The following is an 18,258-nucleotide window of genomic DNA, read 5'->3' as shown; positions in this document are numbered from 1 at the left end:
CGGACGGGGCGCTCCGCGCCACCTGACCCACCCGCCGGAGGAGTCCGATGTCCGCCCTCGACCTGGTCAAGAGCCGTTCGCTCCGCCTGCTCGACTACCTGGCCGCGCTCGCCACAGACCTGCGCGGTGCGCCGCGCCGCCGCCTGGCCGAGTACACGCCGGTGCCGGTGCTGCCGCGTGACGTGCCGGTGCACGCGGCCGTGCGGCTCGGCCCCGGCGAGACGCGGGCGAGCTGGCTGGAGGTCGGCAAGGTCGCCGCCCCGGAGCCGCCACGGGTCCCCCGGGAGCTGTATCCCTACATCGGCGGGGTGGAGGTGCTGCCGGACGCGCCACCGGCGCTGCCGGTCGATCTGCCCGAGCGGGCGGCCGGGCGCGGTGAGGATCCCGCCGCCGTCACCCGCGCCCATGCCCGGTGGGTTCACGACTCCTGGCAGCCCTGGGCGGCGCCGGCCCGGGCGGCCCACGCCGCCCGGCAGCTCTACGAGAGGCTGTTCGACCTGCGGTTGCGGCATGCCGCCGACACCGCCGGGCTGCAGCTCGTCTGGGGCCACTCGGTGCTGAGCTGGCAGCCGGCCGCGGCCGGTGGCGAGCAGGTAATCGTCGAACACCCCCTGCTGGTGACCCCCGTGCAGGTGGAGGTCGACCAGGACACCGGCCTCATCCGGGTGTCGCCGGACGGTTCGACCGTGCTGGAGACCGATCCGGTGCGGGGGCTGGAGGCACCGGAACTCCGGTCGCTGCCCGGCCTGCGCGACCGGCTGCGCGCGGACCCGCCGGACGTGTGGGATCCGGCCGAGCTCGCCGAGATCCACGATCAGCTGGTCGCGCCGCTCGGTCTGGACGCCGCCGTCCTGCCCGGGCCGGACCTGCCGCCCCCCGGGCCGGACGCCCGTGTCGTCGACACGTGGGCGCTGTTCCTGCGGCCGCGGCCCGCCACCGGCGCGCGTTTCTACAGCGAGCTACGCGAGGCGATGGCCGAGCTCGACTTCCTGCCCGAGGCGGTCGCCGCCGTCGTCGCGCCGGACGCGCTGGTCACCGAGGCACTCGAGGAGGCCCGCGGCGAGTTCGCCGGTGGCGGGAACCCGGATCCGATCGGCGGCGGAGCCGACGACGGCTGGGCGGCGACAGGGGCGCGGCTGCTCATGCCGCTGCCGACCAACGATGACCAGGAGCGGGTGGCGACCCAGCTGGCGACGTCCCGTGGCGTCACCGTGCAGGGCCCGCCGGGCACGGGCAAGAGCCACACGATCGCCAACCTGGTGTGTCACCTGGTGGCGCACGGGCGCCGCGTGCTCGTGACCGCGCAGGACGAACAGGCGCTGGTGGTCCTGCGGGAGAAGATCCCCGCCGAGCTGCGGCACCTCTCGGTCGCCGTTCTCGGTTCCAGCCAGGCCGACATCGAGGAGCTGCGCGCCTCGGTGGTGGAGATCCAGGCCGCCGTCGCCGATGTCGACCTGCGCGCCGAGACCCGTCAGGTCGCCGGGCTCGCCGCCGAGCTGGACGCGGTGCGTTCCCGCACCCGCGCGCTGGAGCTCGAGCTGGTGGAGCTGCTGCGCGGCGAGGAGCACGAGTTCGAGCTGCCACACGGCCGGGCCCGGGCGGCGGACGTCTCCGAGTGGCTCGCGCGCAACGAGCACGAACTCGGGCTCGTCCCCGACCGGCTCGACCCGGTGGCGCCACCGCCCCTGCGGCCGGGCGAGCTGGTCGACCTGGTCGCGCTGGCCCGGCAGATCTCCCCCGAGGAGGCAGCGGCCGCGGGCCGGCCGCTGCCGGACCCGACGGCGCTGCCGGGCGCCACGCCGCTGTCCGCGCTGTTCCAGCGGTTGGACGAGCTGGGCTCCGGCGTGGCCGAGGCGGAGCGCGCCGGGCTCACCGCCATCGCGGTCGATCAGCTGGGCGAGGCTGGGCTCGCCCAGCTGCGCGCCGAGACCCTGGCCGGCGTCGCGGCGCTGCGCGCGGTCGAGGAGCCGTGGCTGGTGGCCCTGCGCGACCAGTGCGCCTCCTCGCCCCGCCTGGCCGACTTCTGGCGCGGCCAGGCGGCCGAGCTCGCGGCGGCCGTCACCGCGCTGCACGCCCTGCGCGTCCGGGTGTTCGGGCACACCGCGCAGGTGCCGGGCGGTGACCCCCGTGACCAGCTCCGGCTGCTCGGCGAGCTGCGCGAGCGCCTCGCCGGCGGGCGCGGCCTGCCCCGGTTCGGTGGGCGGGAGCTGCGGGAGTTCGCCGAGCGGCTGATCGTCGACGGCTATCCGGCGAAGACGGTCGCCGACCTCGACATCGCGGCCGCGGTGATCGAGGGGCGGGTGCGGTCCGCCGCGGCGCTCACCCGTCATGCGGACATGGCCGTCCAGCTCGGCGCGCCTCCCCTGGCCGAGGGGCCCGGGGGCGGCGGCGAGGCCGGGGTGTTCGCCGCGCTGCCCGCGCTCGACGCGGTGAGCTCCGCGATGGCGGCCGCGCTCACCTGGGACTCCGGCCCCGGCCCGGCGCTGGCCGGCCGGCTGCGAGCGCTCTTCCCGGCACTGCCCGTCCGCCCGACGTCCTCGGACCTGCTCCGTCACGCCGAACTGCTCGAGCTCGCCGGGGCACGGATAGCCCAGCGCGCGGCCGAGACCGAGCTCGCCGACCTGGCCGAGCTGCTGCGGATCGGCCGGCACACGCCCGAGGCGAGTGTGCTGTGGTCGGAGCTGACCGACGCGCTGCGGAGTCGGGATCTCGACGCCTGGGCGCGGGCGCTGGAGGAGTCGGCGCGGCTGCGTGCGCTGCGCCCGGCGGCCCACCGGCGCGCCGAGCTGGCGGAGCGGCTCGCCACCGTGGCCCCCCGCTGGGCCGGGCTCATCCTCGCCGACCTAGGCGATCCCACCACCTGCGGTGATCCGGAACAGCTCGCCGGGCTGTGGCGGTGGCGGCAGGCCGAGACCTGGCTCGACGACCTCCATTCCGGCGCCGACGTCCCGGCATTGCAGCGGCGTCTCGACGATGCCACCGAGAGCGTCCGCCGACTCGTCCTCGAGGTTGCCCGCCGCTCCGCCCGTCTCGCGCTGGCGAACAATCTCGGGCCGGAGCAGCGGCAGGCCCTCACCGGGTGGGTGCAGGCGCTGAGCCGCATCGGCAAGGGGACGGGCCGGTTCGCGGGGCGTTGGCGGGCCGAGGCGCGCGGCCACATGACCGAGGCGATGGGCGCCGTCCCAATCTGGATCATGCCGATCCACCGGGTGATGGAGAGCTTCGACCCCCGGGTGAACGACCCGTTCGACGTCGTGATCGTCGACGAGTCCAGCCAGTGCGACGTGCTCTCGCTCGGCGTGCTCAGCCTGGGCCGCAAGGCGGTCGTCGTCGGCGACGACCAGCAGACCAGCCCGTCGGCCGTCGGCATCTCCCGCGACCGGGTCTTCGCCCTGATCGAGGACCACCTGCCCGACGTCGCGCACCGCTCGCTGCTCGACGTCGAGGCGAGCCTCTACGACACCGCGACGCGGGTGTTCCCGCGCACCGTGGTGCTCAAGGAGCACTTCCGCTGCCTGCCGGAGATCATCGGCTTCTCCAACCGGTTCTACGACCACCAGATCCTGCCGCTGCGGGAGACGCCCGAGGTCACGGTCGGCCCGGCACTGCGGCCGGTCCGGGTGGCCGGCGGCGGGCGGGCACCGGGCAGGTTCGGCGACGCCAACGCGGTGGAGGCGGCCGCCGTCGTCGACCAGATCGTCGACTGCTGTGCCGACCCGGCCTACGACGGGATGACGTTCGGCGTCGTCACCCTGCTCGGCGCGGGCCAGCCCCGGCTGATCGAGCACAGCCTGGTCGAGAAGCTCGGGGAGGAGGAGTACGTCCGCCGCCGGATCCGGGTGGGCGACCCGTACCAGTTCCAGGGGGACGAGCGGGACGTCATCTTCGTGTCCGTGGTCGCCGACGACAACCGCTCGGCGGCCACCCGGCGGCGCGACATGCAGCGGGTCAACGTGGCCGCGAGCCGGGCCCGTGACCAGCTCTGGGTCTTCCACACCGTGGCCGCGGAGACGCTGCGCGACGACGACGTGCGCCGCCAGCTCATCGAGTACATGTACGCCGCCCGGGCCCCCGACGAGGTGGCGCGGCTGCAGGACCTGTGCGAGAGCGAGTTCGAGCGGGCGGTGCTGCGCGAGATCCTCGCCCGGGGGTTCCGGGTGCGCCCGCAGCATCCGGTGGGGCGCTTCCGCATCGACCTGGTGATCGAGGGCGAAAGCGCCCGGATCGCCGTCGAGTGCGACGGGGACCGCTACCACGGCCCGGAGCAGTGGGAGGCCGACCTGCGCCGCCAGCGCATTCTCGAGCGGCTCGGCTGGACCTTCTGGCGGATCAGGGGCTCGGAGTTCTACCGGCACCCCGCCCGCACCCTCGACGGGCTGTGGCAGCGTCTCGACCAGATGGGCATCCGCCCGGCACCGGCGAGCCCCACGCCGCCAGACCCAGCCGAGGAGATGCGCTGGACGCCGCTCGCCCCGACGGTCCCGACGGCGCGGATCGCGCCGGACACCCAGCCGAACGCCGGATCCCCGGACGCGCCCACCGCCCCGCTCCGGCCGGCCGGCGCCGGTACCCCGCCTGATTCAACGGGCCCGGGGGGCTCGGGCATCGCGGATCTCGGCACCCCGGGCGTCCCGCCCGGGGTGCCGTACCAGCGGCCCGAGCCGCCCGGGGAGAGCACCGCCACCGGACCAGCGCACCCGGGACCGAGCAGAACGGGGCCGCCTGTCGGAGCGGGGGACGCCGTCCCGGACGGATACCGCCATGCCGGGTGGGTCCGGCCGGAGGAGGCTGAGGCCGTGCTCACCGCCCTGGCCCTCGCCCGGGACGTACCGGTCGGGGCGACCGGGGGCCGGGCCCGCATCGTCGCGATCGACCCGTGTGATCTCCTGCTCGCCCATCCGGAGCTCGCGGCGTCGGGGTCCGGCGGTGGCGAGGTCGAGCCCCAGCCCGGAGCCGCCGTGCTGCTGCGGCCGCGGGCGGGTCCGAACGCGGGCGGGCGCCGGATCACCTGGCTCACCGAACGCGAGGCACGTGCGGTGCTGCGGGCCGCGGACCGGCGCCGCGACCAGCCGGTCGACCTGTCCGACCGTGCTCCCACCGGGCCCGGTGGGAGCACCCGGGCCGGGCTCGTGCAGTACTTCCCCGAGGAGTCGGACGTCGCCCGGCGGTACGGCTCGGTGACCAGGCTGCTGCGCGCCGAGCCCGCGGGCGGACGACCACCGCGCCCGGGCCGGCCGTGAGCGCCGGCGGCTACCCTCGGCTGATGCCGGCCCGCCGTTCCGTCCGCGCCTCGCTGCTCTGGGCGGCGTTGCTGGCGGTGCTCGGGCTGGTCGGCGCCACGCCGAACGCTCTGAGCCAGGCCGCGGCAGGGGCGGGCTGGTCGGCGGACATCGCCGCGATCGCCCCGGCGGCCGTGACAGCCGAGGGGCCGGCGTCCCCGAGCACGTCAGCGTCCCCGGGCACCCTGTCGAGCGCCTCGACCGCGGCCGCGCCGATCCCCACGGATCTCGGACGTGCCTGGTTCGACGGCCGGCCGCCGATGGTCGGCCAGCAGCAGCGCTCGGACCACCAGCTCCTCGCGCTGGGCGCCGCGCTGGGTGTTCTCGCGGTGGGTGCCGCCTGGCTGGTGCCGGGCCGGGGTTCCGCCGGGCGCACCCCGTTCGAGCATCGCGGCGGCCCCGGCCCGCGCGCGCCGCCGAGGGCGCCCGCCTACGCGTGACGCGACCGACTGCCCCGAGGGGAGCGGACTCCACGCCCGCTGACACCCGCGTCGCAGCATGCTGAACAGCCACGTAACCCGCTGAACAGCCACGTAGCCCACTGAACGCGTCCTGCTACGCGTCCGTGTCACCGGACCGTGGAGCGGCTCCTCTGGACGTTCCAGGAGCCGTATGAATCCCGAGTTCGAATGGGGCCGCCTGCTGATCGCGGTCGCCCTGCTCGCCGTCATGTTCGCCGTGCCGCTGGTCTTCGTCGTCCGGGATCACCTGGCCGACCGGCGGCGTCACGGCGAGGCGGCGCTGGCCGCGCCCGTCCGCTACGCACCGGACGGGCGCCGCTACCGCGAGGGCTACCCGCCTTCCGGGGAGGACCCGAAGCAGCGGCCCTGACGGTGCCGTCCGAACCGGGGCGGTCGGCGCGGCGCCCATGCGCCCGCGCCGGCCGCCCCGGCCCCATGCCAAGTAGCGGCAGGAAGCTGCCGGCACGCTACCGGTGCGCTACCGGAGACGGGAAACCTGCTCCCACCGGTCCCCCACGGGCCGTCCGGTCGACGGACGTCCGCGGACGGCCGGTTCCTCAGGCCGTCGAAAGGTGGATGACCCGTGCCGAGTCGCTATTCCTGGGGTGGCGCCCATCCGTCGGTCCGGTGGCTCAAGGAGGAGATAACCCCGGCCCGGGACGACGTTCTCACGCATGCCGTGTACGGCCGCCTGGTGACGCCGGACGACGTCACGACCTTCATGACCAGCCACGTGTTCGCGGTCTGGGATTTCATGTCCCTGCTGAAGACCCTGCAACGCAGGCTCACGTGTGTCGACGTGCCGTGGGTGCCGACCCCGCACCGGAACTGCCGCCGCCTGATCAACGAGATCGTCCTCGTCGAGGAGAGCGACGAGTACGGCGACTCCTACATCAGCCATTTCGAGCTGTATCTCCAGGCGATGGCGGAGGCCGGGGCGGACACCGGGCCCATCGAGCGATTCCTCGCCGAACTGGCCGCCGGTACCCCCGTGCCGGAGGCGGTCTCCCGCGCGCGGGTGCCGGCGCCGGCCGCGCGGTTCGTACGCCTCACCTGGGACCTGCTGGGCTCCGCGCCGCTGCACTCTCTGGCCGCCGCGTTCGCCTTCGGGCGCGAGGACCTGATACCGGAGATGTTCACCCAGGTCCTCGACGGCGACGTCGACTTCTCGGCCTTCCGGGACTACCTGTCCCGGCATGTGGCCGTCGACGGGGAGCAGCACACCCCCATGGCGATGGAGATGCTCGTGGCCCTCGCCGGCGACGACCGGGAGCGGTGGCGGGAGTGCGCGGCCGTGGTGCGGGACTGCCTGCGGGCCCGCGCGGCGCTGTGGGACGGCATCGCCGCGTCGCTCCCGAACCGGCGTCCCGTCCAGCAGGTCTCCTGACCACCGCACCAACGCCGCCGCGCCACCACCCGCCACATGGCCACATGGCCACATGGCACCCATTTGGCCACCTTGCGCCACCAAACCACCTCACACAAACACCGCTTCGTCGTCTCACCCTCCGGCCGTCAGGAGCGCCGATGATCGTCGCCTTAGTCGTGGTCCTGGGAGTCCTCGCCGCCTACACGGCGTTCGTCTGCACGTCGGTCGCGCTACCCCGACGGCTGCGACTCGCGCTGGGACCGATATCGCTGGAGCGGATCCCCGACCGGGCGGCCCGCCGCCATCGCGGCCGGGTTCTCTTCACCAGCGACGAGCCGTGCTCGTGGTCCGTGCCCCAGCCCGGTGGCACGGACGGGCCCGGCCCGGACAGCTGGACGGCACGGGACGTCCAGACCACGGCCGGCCGCGTCGCCGCGGCCCTGTCCGCCCTCGGTCTGCGCCACGGCCAACGGGTTGTCATCCTCAAGCGGAACCACTTCGACATCCACCTCCTTCATCTCGGGGTGGTGCGCGCAGGCGGGGTCGCCTGCCCCATGAACGGCGCCTTCGCCGCCGACAAGGTCGCGCCCTACCTGCTCAACGTCAACGCCCGGATCCTGCTGGCCGACGTCCCGACGCTGCTGCGCGTCCTGCGCGAGGGCGGCGCTCCGGACGGGGTCGACACGGTCGTCCTGGTCGGGCGGGTCGGCGACACCCCGGAGACAGACGTCCGGGAGCTGTCCGCCGCGCTGGAACGCGCCGGGGTGCCGGCCGTCCACTGGATCGAGGAGCTGCTCGCGGCGGTCGAGCGGCCCGCCCCCGCCGTCCGCCGCGGCCGGCGGGAACCGCTCTACCTGGTCCACACCTCCGGCACCACCGGGTTCCCCAAGGCGGTGATCCTGCGCAACGGGCCGCAGGCCCGCGCCATCCGCGGGTGGCTGTGCTACGTCCACGTCTCGCCACGGCGGGACAAGGGCTACTTCGCGGTGCCCAACAACCACCAAGCGGTCATCATGACCTTCCACAGTCTGCTCCTGCTGGGTGTGCGGACCCACTGGACGCGGGCGACCGGCCTCGACTTCGACGCGCCGCGGGCCGTCCAGGAGCTGGCCAGCGGCCGCTACACCGGTTTCTTCGGCTTTCCGATCACCTACACCCAGCTCAAGGAGGTCCCGCTCGCGGCGCACGACCTGCGCGCCATGCGGTTCTGGGCGAGTACGGCCGACGCCGCGCACGAGGAGATGATCAGGCCCTGCGTCCGGGTCGGCGGCACGTTCCGCCGGCTGGGCCTGCCGATGGGGGGCTCGGTCTACCTGGACGCGCAGGGCTCGAGCGAGGTCGGCACCCCGTCGGTGCTGCGCTACTACAGCCGGTTCACCCGTCGCTACGAGCGCCGGATCGGCCGGCGGCACTCCACCCCCTTCGGGCCCCGGGTCCGCATCGCCCGGGACGGCAGGGTGGTCCCGCGCGGAGAGGTGGGCCGGCTCGAGGTCCGCGGGAGGACGCTGTTCGAGGCCTACTGGAACAACCACTCGCTCACCTACGAGGCCGTCCGCGACGGCTGGTTCTTCACCGGCGACGTGGCCCGCTGGTCGGGCGGCCACGTGGTCCAGCTCGACCGGGAGGTCGACGTCATCCGCACGCGGGTGGGAGAGGTCTACAGCCTTCCCATCGAGGAACGCGTCCACCGGCACCCGGCGGTCTTCGACGCCTGCGTCTACGCCGCCCGTCAGCCCGACGGGAGCCAGCTGCCCGCCGCGGCGGTGGCGGTGCGGTCCGGCGCCTCGACCACCGCACGGGAGCTGCGCGACGAGCTGAACGCGCTGTTGACCCCGGCCGAACACCTGGTGGCCGTGGAGATCGTGCCGTGGGACGAGTTCCCGATCGGGGTAACCGGCAAGACGCTCAAGCGGGCGTTCCGTGAGCGGACCGAACCGATGCCGGTGCCGGAGGCGAACCGCCCCGTCGCCCTGGAGATCGCCGACCGCCCGGCGCCACTGGTCGCGGCCTCGTCCGGCTAGCCCCCGTGCGCTGTCCCCGCCGGCCGGCCGGACGCGGGCCGGCCGGCGGGAGCCGGGACGGGGCGGCGCACGCCCCGCAGTCGTCGACAGAGGGGACGGACATGACCATCACAGGAACGGATCGCCAGGGCCTCGACACGAAGGGCCGCCGCTGGGTCGAGCTGGTGTGCCTCGCCTCGGCCGGCTCCGCCGACACGCTCGCCGAGCGGGTGCTCGAGGTACTCGACCGGGACGAGATCACCCTGGCGGAACTGCAGGAGTTCGTACTGCAGTACGCCGTGTACGCCGGCTGGCCGCGGGGCTCGGAGGCCGAGGCCGTCATCCGGCGCCAGTGGGCCCGGCTGCGGTCCGAGCGAGGCGAGGAGATCACGCCCTGGCCGCTGCTCGACACCGCGTCGCTGGGCCCGGAGAGCTGGGAGACACGGCTGCGGGCGGGCGAGGACGCCTTCCGCACGGTGAACCTGCTCGAGGCCCCGCGCCGGGACACGCCGTTCGTCCAGGCCGGGATGCTCGGGTTCGTGTTCGGGCAGGTGTGGCGACGGCCGCACCTGACGGTACGGGAGCGACGACTGATCTCGATCGGCGTCTGCGCGACCACGCAGACGTTCCACGCACTGCGCCACCACGTCCGCTCGGCCCTCGAATCGACGGACCTGTCGGTGGCGGACCTGCGGGACGTTCTCGACGAGGTGAGCAGGCACATCCCCGCGCGGGCCGCCGAGACGCTGCGGGACGTCCTGTTCCAGGACGACTCGCGCTGACCGCCGCCGGCTGACCGCCGCCGACCGAACCCTTCCACCGCTGAGGAGAACGCACGCGATGCTGGCCGCCCCGCAGGGAGACCCGTCCCTGGCTGACGAGACCTACGGCTTCGTCGGCCTCGGGCATCAGGGTTCCCAGATAGTCAGGCGCTGTGCCTCCGCCGGCCGGCACCTCGTCGTGTACGACACGCAGACGGACCGCGTCGAGCAGTTCCGGCCCGCCGGGATGAGCGTCGCGGGGACGCTGGCGGAGCTGGGCCGCCGCGTCACCGTCGCGAGCGTGTGCGTCTACTCCGACGAGGACGTCCGGACGGTCGTGGCGGGGCCGGGAGGGCTGCTGGAGACGATGCGGTCGGGCGGCCTCGTCGTCATCCACAGCACCTGTTCGCCCCGGACCTGCGTCGATCTCGCCGCCCGGGCCCGCGGACGTGGCATTACAGTCCTCGACGCCCCGGTCAGCAACGGTGCGCCCGACGAGTCGGGCCGTCAGCTCGTGGTCCTGGCCGGCGGCGACCGGCGGGATGTGGACAGGTGCGCGCCTGTCTTCGAGCTGTTCGGGAGAACCGTGGTGTACACGGGTGACGTGGGCAGCGCCCAGCTCACGAAGCTGGTGAACAACGCGCTGTTCATCGTGCACCGCAGCGCCGCCGCCGAGGCGCTTCGGGCGGCGGGCACGCTGGGCCTCGACCCGGACGGGGTGCGGGTGGCACTGCAGGAGTGCAGCGCGAACGCACGATCGCTCCCCATCCCGGGCGGCCCGCCCATCGGTGGGCACGGCGGCCCTCCCCCCGACGCGTTCGTGGCGCTGTTGACGAAGGACCTGGATCTTCTGGAGGCGTCGCTGGCCGACTGCCTTCCAGGCACGGAGCACCTCGTCGCCACCGCGCGCCGCGCGCTCGCGACGATCCTGGCCCCGCCGGCCCCGCCGGCCCCGGCCGGCTTCGCCACGGCACCGGCCGACCTCACTCCGGCACCGCGACCGATTGTGACGGCCTGATTCGCCGGACACGTGATCCCGCCGGAACAACCGGATTCGTTCCCGGCCGCCGGCGGTTTCCACGAGAACCCGTCCGCGCAGGTGAGAAACCCGTACTTCCCAGTTTCCCGCCCGCCACGCCGGACACAGCAGCGCCGATCTCGACGAAGAACGGTGACGGGCAGCGCGGAAGATCTCGCGCCGAATGTAACCAAACGTAGCGTGTTGACAAGTCTCCACCCGCAATCCAAACTCCTAATCGAGTTGGCGAGAAAAACATTTCACGGACGGCAATGAATCGACCGGCAATGGCAGCGGGGAAAAGTGGGACCCTGCCGCGGATCGGCCGGCACCTCTGTCCGCCAGTGGGCACCGCCGGCGGGCGGCGGGCGCCGCTGCGCGGATACGGGATTCCAGAGCCCCGCCCTGACTGGCGACGTGAGGACAGACCAGGTTGTTTCGGAACCACCAACGAAGACGGCCGCCGCGAGAAAAACAGATAACGGCGCTCCTGCGGAGCGCGCGGGGCGCGGGGCGCGGCGGTGACCTGCACCTGGCGGTCACGTTCCAGTCGAACGCGGGCCGGCTGGCGCGCGTACTCCACGCACAGTCCCCCGGGGACGTGCGCGGAGCCCAGCTGCTCGGTGGCGTCCTGTATGATCTGGCAGCCCTGCTGCATCGGGCCGGCAGTGACGGCGAGGCCATACGGGCACTCGATGACAGTGAGCGGGCGTACGCGACCCTCGCCGGGCGCGTACCGGCGGCGGGCGGGTGGATCTCCGACGTGTACGCCCGGCGCGCCGTCCTGCACGCCCAGCGGGGCTGCGGCGCGTCCGCGCTGGCGGATGCGCAGGCGGCGCTGCGCGCCCGCCACGTGCTCGACGGGGCCGACGGCCCCGATGAGGCCCGGACCCTCGCGCTCGGCAGCGACGTCCTCGGCGCGTTCGGGGACCCGGACATGGCGGTCGCGGCCGCCGACCGCGCCGTGCGCGGCTACCTGAGCTGTTTCGGCCCGGCCGGCGTGGCCGGCCCCGGCCTGCCCCGTACCTCCCCCCACGTGGGCTACCTGGCCCGGGCCTGCCGGGTGGCGGCCGTCATCCGGCAGGCCCGCGGGGCCGGCGAGGAGGGCCGGGCCGCCCGGTTGGCGGTCGCGGCCGCCAACCTCGGCGCCTCGGCGCCGGCGACCGTCCTGGAGCGGCGGTTCTCCTCACCGAACCCGCCGGATCTCGCCACCGGCCTGGAGGACGCGCTGCGCGTGGTGCCCCGCTGTGGTGGCGACGGCCGTCGCGCCGAGCTGCTGCGCGCGGCGCTGGTGCGCGCACGGGCCGACCGAACCGCCCTGACCTGGTACGAAGGCATCACCGTCGACGCACCCGAGACGACAGCGGGCACGGTGACCGGCGCCACGATGGGCATGGGGCCGCCCGGTGTCGGAGGGTTGCTGGCGCGGCTCGCCACGGCCGTCCTGCCCACCGACGCCGCGGCCGGGATGCGGCTGGCCCTGGAGGCACACCGCCTGCGCGCCGGCGCACCGGCGGCCCGCTCCGGCCGGGCGCACGCGGATGACGCGGCCTGGGCGGAAGTGCTGCTGACCGCCAGCAGGCAGGTCGCCGGCACCGGGGACACACTGTTCGCCCTGGATCTCGCCGCCTGGGCCGCCCGAGCCACGCAGGCCCCCGCGGACACCTGCCCGGCGGGTGCGATCGACGGTCTCGACGCGTGCGAGGGGGGACCACCTCGACACAGCTCCCGGCCGTCCGACATCCACTGCCGGCCGGATCTGGGTACCGGGGCCTGGGAGGCCCTGCCGTGCTAGCGGCGGCGCCTCGGGACGCGCCAAGGGCATCCATCCCGGTCAGATCACCCGATCGCCCTGGAGGACCGTTGAAGACAGCCGGAACGGACCAGGCCGGCGGGATCCCCCGGTTCCAGCTGCTCGGCCCGCTCGAGGTCCGAGACGGGCACGACCGCCCGATCCCGGTCTCCGCCGCGAAGCAACGCGGTGTGCTGGCCGCGCTGCTGGTCGACGCGGGCACCGTCGTCTCGACGGACCGATTAGCCGACCTGCTCTGGGACGGCTCGCCACCACCGTCCGCCAAGAAGACGCTGGAGAACTACCTCAGCCGGCTGCGCCGGCTGCTGGGGCCGGCGGTGGGTGGGCACCTCGTCACCCGTTCCCCCGGCTATGTGATCGAGCTCCGGGACGGGCTGGAGGTCGACCTGGTCATGCTGGCCGATCTCGCCGGACGGGCGCAGGAGGCCGCCGACCGGGCGGACTGGACCCGTGCCGGCCGCGACGCCCGCGAGGCGCTGGCGCTCTGGCGCGGCGACCCGTTCTGTGACGTGCCGGTGGAGCGGCTGCGGTGCGAACAGACACCGCACCTGGCCGAGGCCCGGTTGCGGCTGCGGGAGCTGGCCCTGACCGCCCAGGTGATGCTGGGCGATCACCACATCGCCCTGCCCGGTCTCCGGCGCCTCGTCGAGGAGACCAGAATCCGGGAGCACCCCTGGGAGCTGCTGATCAGCGCCCTGTACCGCTGCGGCCGCAAGGCCGAGGCGTTCGAGGCGTACCGCCGTGTCGGCAGGATCCTGCGGGATGAGCTCGGGGTGGATCCCGGCCGCGGGCTCCAGCGCCTGCACGGCCTGATGCTGGCCGACGACCCGCATCTCCTGCCCACGGCGGACGTCCACGCGCGCCTGCCCCCGCCGGGCACGCCCGGGACTCCGCCGGCCGACACCCTCCCGCCACCGGCCGACACCCTGTCGCCACCAGCCGGCACCCTTCCGCCACCGGCCCCGCCCGGGGCGTCCACCCGGCCCGGACCGCCCGTCCTGTCGACCGTGGACGCCCCGGCAGCCGAGGTCCGCCAGGGCGTCGCCGCCCGCTACGGGAGCCTGCCGGCACCGCGCACGGCCACCGATCCGGACCCGGCGCGGGCGCTGCGCCTGCTCAGCGGATGGGACGGAGACGACCTGCCACTGGCGGCGGCGGGTGCCATGCTGCGCCGGCCGGTGGAGATCGTGCGGCGTGAGCTGGGCATCCTGACCGATCTGCGGCTTCTGGAGAGCCCCGCCCCGGGCCGGCACCGGCTGCCCCCCGCCGTGCGGGTGTTCGGGCGCACGGTGGCCCGGGCCCAGCACACCGACGCCGAGCGGCAGGGGGCCCTGGCCCGGCTCCTCGGGTGGTATCTGCAGACGGCGATCGCGGCCGAGGACGTGCTGCATCCCTACGGCCGTCGGCAGGTCCCGGGTACGGGCGTGGCCGAGTTCCCCCGCGAGGGCTTCGCCAGCTACGGGGACGCGTCGGCCTGGTTTTCGGCCGAGCACGCGAACCTCGTGACCGCGGTCCGGGTCGCCGCCTGCACGGCCGAGCACACCATCGCCTGGCAGTTGGCGGCCGGTCTGACCGGCTATCTCCATCTCAGCAAGCGCTGGACGGACTGGATCACAACCGCCCAGATCGGCCTCGTCTCCGCCAGGCACCTGGGCGAGCGGTCCGGCGAGGCCGCGCTCCTGCTGAGCGCCGGCCTCGCCTATCGCGACCTACGCCTGCTCGGCCGCTCCGTCGACCTGATCGAGAAGGCGACGGCGATCCGGCAGGAGACGGCGGACCCGTGGGGTGAGGCGTGCAGCCTGCTCGGCCTGGGCCAGGTGCACGGACCGGACCAGATGATCGTCCACCACCGCCGCGCGGAGAAGATCTTCACCGAGGCCGGGAACCTCTGGGGCTACGCCCTGACCCAGATCGAGCGGGGGCGGGCCCTGCGCAGGCTGCACCACCCCGAACGGGCGGTCGCCTGCCACCGCGGCAGCGCCGCCATCCTGGCGGACCTCGGTGACCTGTGGGGAGTGGGGCTGGCGCACCTCGGCCTGGCCGAGGACTACCTGGCCTACGGAAGCCACGAGGACGCGGCCACCTCGTGCCGCCGCTCGCTGGCGGTCTGCTGCGAGATCGGCGACCGTCACACCAGCGCGCGCGTCCTCGCCCTGCTGGGACAGATCTACCTCCAGCTCTCCGATCCGGCTGCCGCCCACCAGGCATGGAGCAGGGCGTTGCGGATCTTCGAAAATCTCGCCGACCCGCGCGCCACGCAGGTCCGGGTGGGCATGGCGAACCTCGACGCGGCGGTGGCGATGGCGTCCTGACCGCGGCTGGTCGGCGACGGGCGTCAGCGAAGGGCGGACGGCGGAGGGCATTCCGTGAACGGGCGGCCCGCCGATGTTCCGTGGGCGGAGACACGCACCGAAGTCCTACGGGAAACGGAAGGTCCGGGGGTGCAGCTGGGGGCGCAGCGGCAGCAGGAACGGGAAGGCGGTGCGCCGCTGCGGCCACTCGTCGCGCGGCCAGGTCCGCCAGGACGGCCAGGGCACCGCGTGTACCGGCCGCGGCGGGCCGAGGGCTGACGGCGGTTCCACCGCGGGCGGCAGCGGGGTCTCGGCCCAGTCGACCGTGAGGCTGCCGCAGAACGCGCACGGCGGACCGCCGCGAGGCGAGGGGACCGGGACCCCGTTGTACCGGTAGACCTCGACGAGGCCGCCGTCGTCGTCGAACCAGCGGGTGACACCGAACGAGCGCTCCCACGCACGGCCGCATCGCCGGCATCGGTAGAAGATCTCCACGTTCGCGTTCTCCACGTCCACCACAGGGTGTTCGACGCTCATGGACCGAGCCCTTCGTCCGCTTCGGTGGGGTCAGGCCTGCCCCCACCTCTGCCCGACAGGGGCGGAGTTAACCCGGGACGGGAGGTCGTCACCCAACTCGCCGCGCGGCGACCTGGGTGATCACACCGGAGGGCGGGCGTCTCCGCGCACTGGGCGGACCTCGTCAACCAGGCCCCAGTTCGCCGCGGTGGCGGCGTCCAGCGGCCAGCCGGTCAGCGACAGGAACGCGGCGCGCTCCCGACCGACCCGGCGCACGACGCTGGACGTCCCACCCGCGCCGGGCACCAGCCCCATCGCGAGCTCGGGCAGCCGGAGGGTGGTCGCCGGATCGGCGATCACCCTCCGGGCGAAGGCCGGGACCTCCACCCCGGCTCCCACGCAGGTCCCGTGCATGTACGCGGTGACCCGGCGCGCGCAGCGCAGCAGCGACAGCGGGATGCTGCGGGTGGTCCGCACCGCGTGGGCGCGGGCCGGGTCGGGCAGCGAGCCGAACTCGGTGAGGTCGCCGCCGCTGCAGAACGAGCGGCCGGCCCCCCGCAGCCGCACCTCGGTGACGGTCGGGTCGGCCCCGGCCAGGGCGAACGCGGTGGCGAGGCCGTCCCGCAGATCGCGGCTCACCGCGTTGTGCACGCGCGGCCGGTTCAGCACGACCCACAGCTCGTCGCCGTCCCGCTCGACGAGAACCGCCGGCTCCGTGGGCTGGCCGATGGGCTCGGCGCGCACCGGCGCGGTGGCGGCCCCGGCCTCGCGACGCTCCCGCGCGGCACGGTGCCCGGCGAGCCAGGCGGCGAACTCGGGGCCGCCTTGCAGCGTCGAGTAGGTGAACGACTCGGCGATCACGGCGTCGCGGACGTCGATCCCCGCCGAGTACCGCACCAGCTGGGTGAACGCCACGCAGGCGCCGGGGACGGCACGGGTCATGGCTGCGATCGCGCCGAGGGCGGCCGTGAACCCGTCGCCCGGCCGCAGCGGGCCGACCCACGGGGCGGGCGGCGTGGCCTCGCCGGTCAGCAGCACGTCGTAGCCGGCCGACTCGATGCCCGGGGGGAGATCGGCGAGATCCGGCGCGACACCCACCAGCACGCACGGCAGCCAGCGGGCGAGCTCGCCGACCTCGACCGCCAGCGGGCCGTGGGCGCGCACGGCCAGCAGCGGCCGTCCGGTGTGCGCGGCGAACATCTCGGGGTCGGCGCGCAGCAGGAGCAGCGCCTCCTCCGGCTCCAGGACATCGATCTCCGGGACAGCCACATCCGCGGCGGCGACATCCGGGGCAGCGACGCCGGGGACGATCGTCGTACTCCCCCGCCCGGTCGGGTGGGCCCCCGCCTGGTCCTGACGAACATCCACGGCGCCCACGTTAGGCCCGTCCCGTGCCGTCGTGCCGGGCACGGGCCCGCGCACCGTACTCTCGGGCTGCCGCTCCCCCGCGCCCCGAGGTGATCCCGTGCTGGTCAGACGCGCCGAGGCTGTCCTGGGCCGCGGTGGGCGGCCGGCGGGCGGGCTGGTGGACGTCCGGATCGGCGGCGGGGTCGTCACCGAGATCGGGCCGCCCGGGCAGCGCCTCGCCCGGCAGCGTGGCGAGGACGAGCTCGACGCCGTCGGCGGGGCCCTGCTCCCCGGCCTGCACGACCACCACATCCACCTGATGTCGCTGGCCGCGGCCGCGTCATCGGTCGTGCTGGGCCCGCCTGAGATCACCGGGCCACGGGATTTCGCGAACCGGCTGCGGACGGCCGCCGCCGCGGCGCGCGCCGGGACGGCCGGCGGCTGGCTCCGCGGGGTCGGCTACCATCCGGCCGTCGCCGGGGACCTCGACCGGGTGGCCCTGGACGCGCTCACCGGCGACGTCCCGGCCCGGGTGCAGCACCGGGGCGGCGCACTGTGGGTGCTCAACTCGGCCGGTCTGCGCGCGGTGGGCCTGGGCCCGGAGTCCTTTCTGGACGTCGAGGGCGTCGAACGGACGCCCGACGCGGTTCCCACGGGGCGGCTGTGGCGGCTCGACGGCTGGCTGGCCGGCAGGGTTCCGCGTGTTCCGGCCGATCTCGGCGCGGTGGGCCGGGCCGCCCTCGCCGTCGGTGTCACCGGCTTCACCGACGCCACCCCGCAACGGCGGCCCTCCGATGCCGCCGCGCTCGCCGACGCCGTCGCCTCGGGCACGCTGCCGCAGCGTCTGACGCTGATGCGGCCGTTGGACGGCGGACCAGCCCTCCCGGACGGGATCTCACCCGGCCCGGTGAAGATCATGCTGGATGACACGAACCTGCCACCGCCGGACGCGCTCGCCGAGCGTGTCCGGTGGGCGCACCGGGCCGGCGCCTCGGTGGCCGTGCACTGCGTGACCCGCGTCCAGCTCGTGGTGGCCCTCGCCGCGATCGGCGACGCGGGCCCGCCGCCGCCGGGCACCGCCGACCGGATCGAGCACGGCGCGGTCGTCCCGCCGGAGCTGGCCGCGCTGGTCGGCGCCGCCGGGCTCACCGTCGTCACCCAGCCGAACTTCGTCGCCGAGCGCGGGGACGCCTACCTCGCGGAGGTCGACCCGGACGACCTCGACTGGCTCTATCCCTGCCGGTCGCTGCTGGCCGCCGGGATCGCGGTAGCGGCCGGCACCGACGCACCCTTCGGTCATCCGGACCCGTGGCGGGCCATCCGGGCCGCCCGCGAGCGGCGCACGGCGTCCGGTCGGGTGCTCGGCGGCGGGGAGCGGGTCGACGGGCGGACCGCGCTCGACC

At 74.8% G+C, this 18,258-nt stretch carries 12 protein-coding genes; 10 read left to right on the top strand and 2 right to left on the bottom strand.

Features of this window, described 5'->3' with window-relative positions; genetic code table 11:
• Window positions 1-47: 47 nt before the first annotated feature.
• From FMEAI12_RS15680 to FMEAI12_RS15640, 9 genes are all read left to right on the top strand, one after another.
• Window positions 48-5,240, top strand: a complete 5,193-nt coding sequence (locus FMEAI12_RS15680) for an AAA domain-containing protein (RefSeq protein ID WP_112106595.1) — start codon at window positions 48-50, stop codon at window positions 5,238-5,240.
• On the top strand, window positions 5,237-5,719 hold the full coding sequence (locus FMEAI12_RS15675) for a hypothetical protein (protein ID WP_235014040.1): 483 nt from the start codon (window positions 5,237-5,239) through the stop codon (window positions 5,717-5,719). Before FMEAI12_RS15680 ends, FMEAI12_RS15675 begins: the two co-directional genes overlap by 4 nt.
• Window positions 5,720-5,891: 172 nt before the next feature.
• Window positions 5,892-6,110 carry a hypothetical protein gene (locus FMEAI12_RS15670; protein ID WP_112106594.1) on the top strand — a complete coding sequence of 73 codons (219 nt, stop codon included), beginning with the start codon at window positions 5,892-5,894 and terminating at the stop codon, window positions 6,108-6,110.
• Window positions 6,111-6,323: 213 nt separating this feature from the next.
• Entirely contained in the window at window positions 6,324-7,127 is an 804-nt protein-coding gene (locus FMEAI12_RS15665) for a DUF3050 domain-containing protein (RefSeq protein ID WP_112106593.1), read from the top strand.
• Window positions 7,128-7,267: 140 nt separating this feature from the next.
• Window positions 7,268-9,130, top strand: a complete 1,863-nt coding sequence (locus FMEAI12_RS15660; protein ID WP_112106592.1) for a class I adenylate-forming enzyme family protein — start codon at window positions 7,268-7,270, stop codon at window positions 9,128-9,130.
• Window positions 9,131-9,231: 101 nt separating this feature from the next.
• A complete protein-coding gene (locus FMEAI12_RS15655; protein WP_112106591.1) occupies window positions 9,232-9,891 on the top strand; it encodes a carboxymuconolactone decarboxylase family protein in 660 nt (219 codons plus the stop codon).
• 58 nt (window positions 9,892-9,949) lie between these two features.
• Window positions 9,950-10,888: an NAD(P)-dependent oxidoreductase gene (locus FMEAI12_RS15650; RefSeq protein WP_112106590.1), complete on the top strand. Its 939-nt coding sequence runs from the start codon at window positions 9,950-9,952 to the stop codon at window positions 10,886-10,888.
• Between the two features lie 601 nt (window positions 10,889-11,489).
• Window positions 11,490-12,683, top strand: a complete 1,194-nt coding sequence (locus FMEAI12_RS15645) for a hypothetical protein (protein WP_235014039.1) — start codon at window positions 11,490-11,492, stop codon at window positions 12,681-12,683.
• Window positions 12,684-12,751: 68 nt separating this feature from the next.
• Window positions 12,752-15,013, top strand: a complete 2,262-nt coding sequence (locus FMEAI12_RS15640; RefSeq protein ID WP_112106588.1) for a BTAD domain-containing putative transcriptional regulator — start codon at window positions 12,752-12,754, stop codon at window positions 15,011-15,013.
• 105 nt (window positions 15,014-15,118) lie between these two features.
• Here FMEAI12_RS15640 and FMEAI12_RS15635 read toward each other — a convergent pair whose 3' ends face one another.
• Both FMEAI12_RS15635 and FMEAI12_RS15630 read right to left on the bottom strand, forming a co-directional pair.
• A complete protein-coding gene (locus FMEAI12_RS15635) occupies window positions 15,119-15,529 on the bottom strand; it encodes a hypothetical protein (RefSeq protein ID WP_112106587.1) in 411 nt (136 codons plus the stop codon).
• A 120-nt stretch (window positions 15,530-15,649) separates the two neighbouring features.
• Window positions 15,650-16,876 (bottom strand): enoyl-CoA hydratase/isomerase family protein, encoded by a 1,227-nt coding sequence (locus tag FMEAI12_RS15630; protein WP_235014038.1) that lies wholly within the window; start codon window positions 16,874-16,876, stop codon window positions 15,650-15,652.
• Window positions 16,877-16,973: 97 nt separating this feature from the next.
• Here FMEAI12_RS15630 and FMEAI12_RS15625 point away from each other — a divergent pair.
• Window positions 16,974-18,258 (top strand): amidohydrolase family protein (locus tag FMEAI12_RS15625; protein ID WP_112106585.1); only part of this gene is annotated, 1,285 nt, incomplete at its 3' end.

The organism is Parafrankia sp. Ea1.12 (genome assembly GCF_900465275.1).
In the GTDB taxonomy this organism is placed as follows: Bacteria; Actinomycetota; Actinomycetes; order Frankiales; family Frankiaceae; genus Parafrankia; species Parafrankia soli.
This window is presented reverse-complemented; position numbering and strand designations above follow the sequence as displayed.

Coding starts and splice junctions, on each gene's coding strand:
- FMEAI12_RS15680 (WP_112106595.1), top strand. CDS start 48: ATGTCCGCCCTCGACCTGGTCAAGAGCCGTTCGCTCCGCCTGCTCGAC.
- FMEAI12_RS15670 (WP_112106594.1), top strand. CDS start 5,892: ATGAATCCCGAGTTCGAATGGGGCCGCCTGCTGATCGCGGTCGCCCTG.
- FMEAI12_RS15660 (WP_112106592.1), top strand. CDS start 7,268: ATGATCGTCGCCTTAGTCGTGGTCCTGGGAGTCCTCGCCGCCTACACG.
- FMEAI12_RS15655 (WP_112106591.1), top strand. CDS start 9,232: ATGACCATCACAGGAACGGATCGCCAGGGCCTCGACACGAAGGGCCGC.
- FMEAI12_RS15650 (WP_112106590.1), top strand. CDS start 9,950: ATGCTGGCCGCCCCGCAGGGAGACCCGTCCCTGGCTGACGAGACCTAC.
- FMEAI12_RS15635 (WP_112106587.1), bottom strand. CDS start 15,529: ATGAGCGTCGAACACCCTGTGGTGGACGTGGAGAACGCGAACGTGGAG.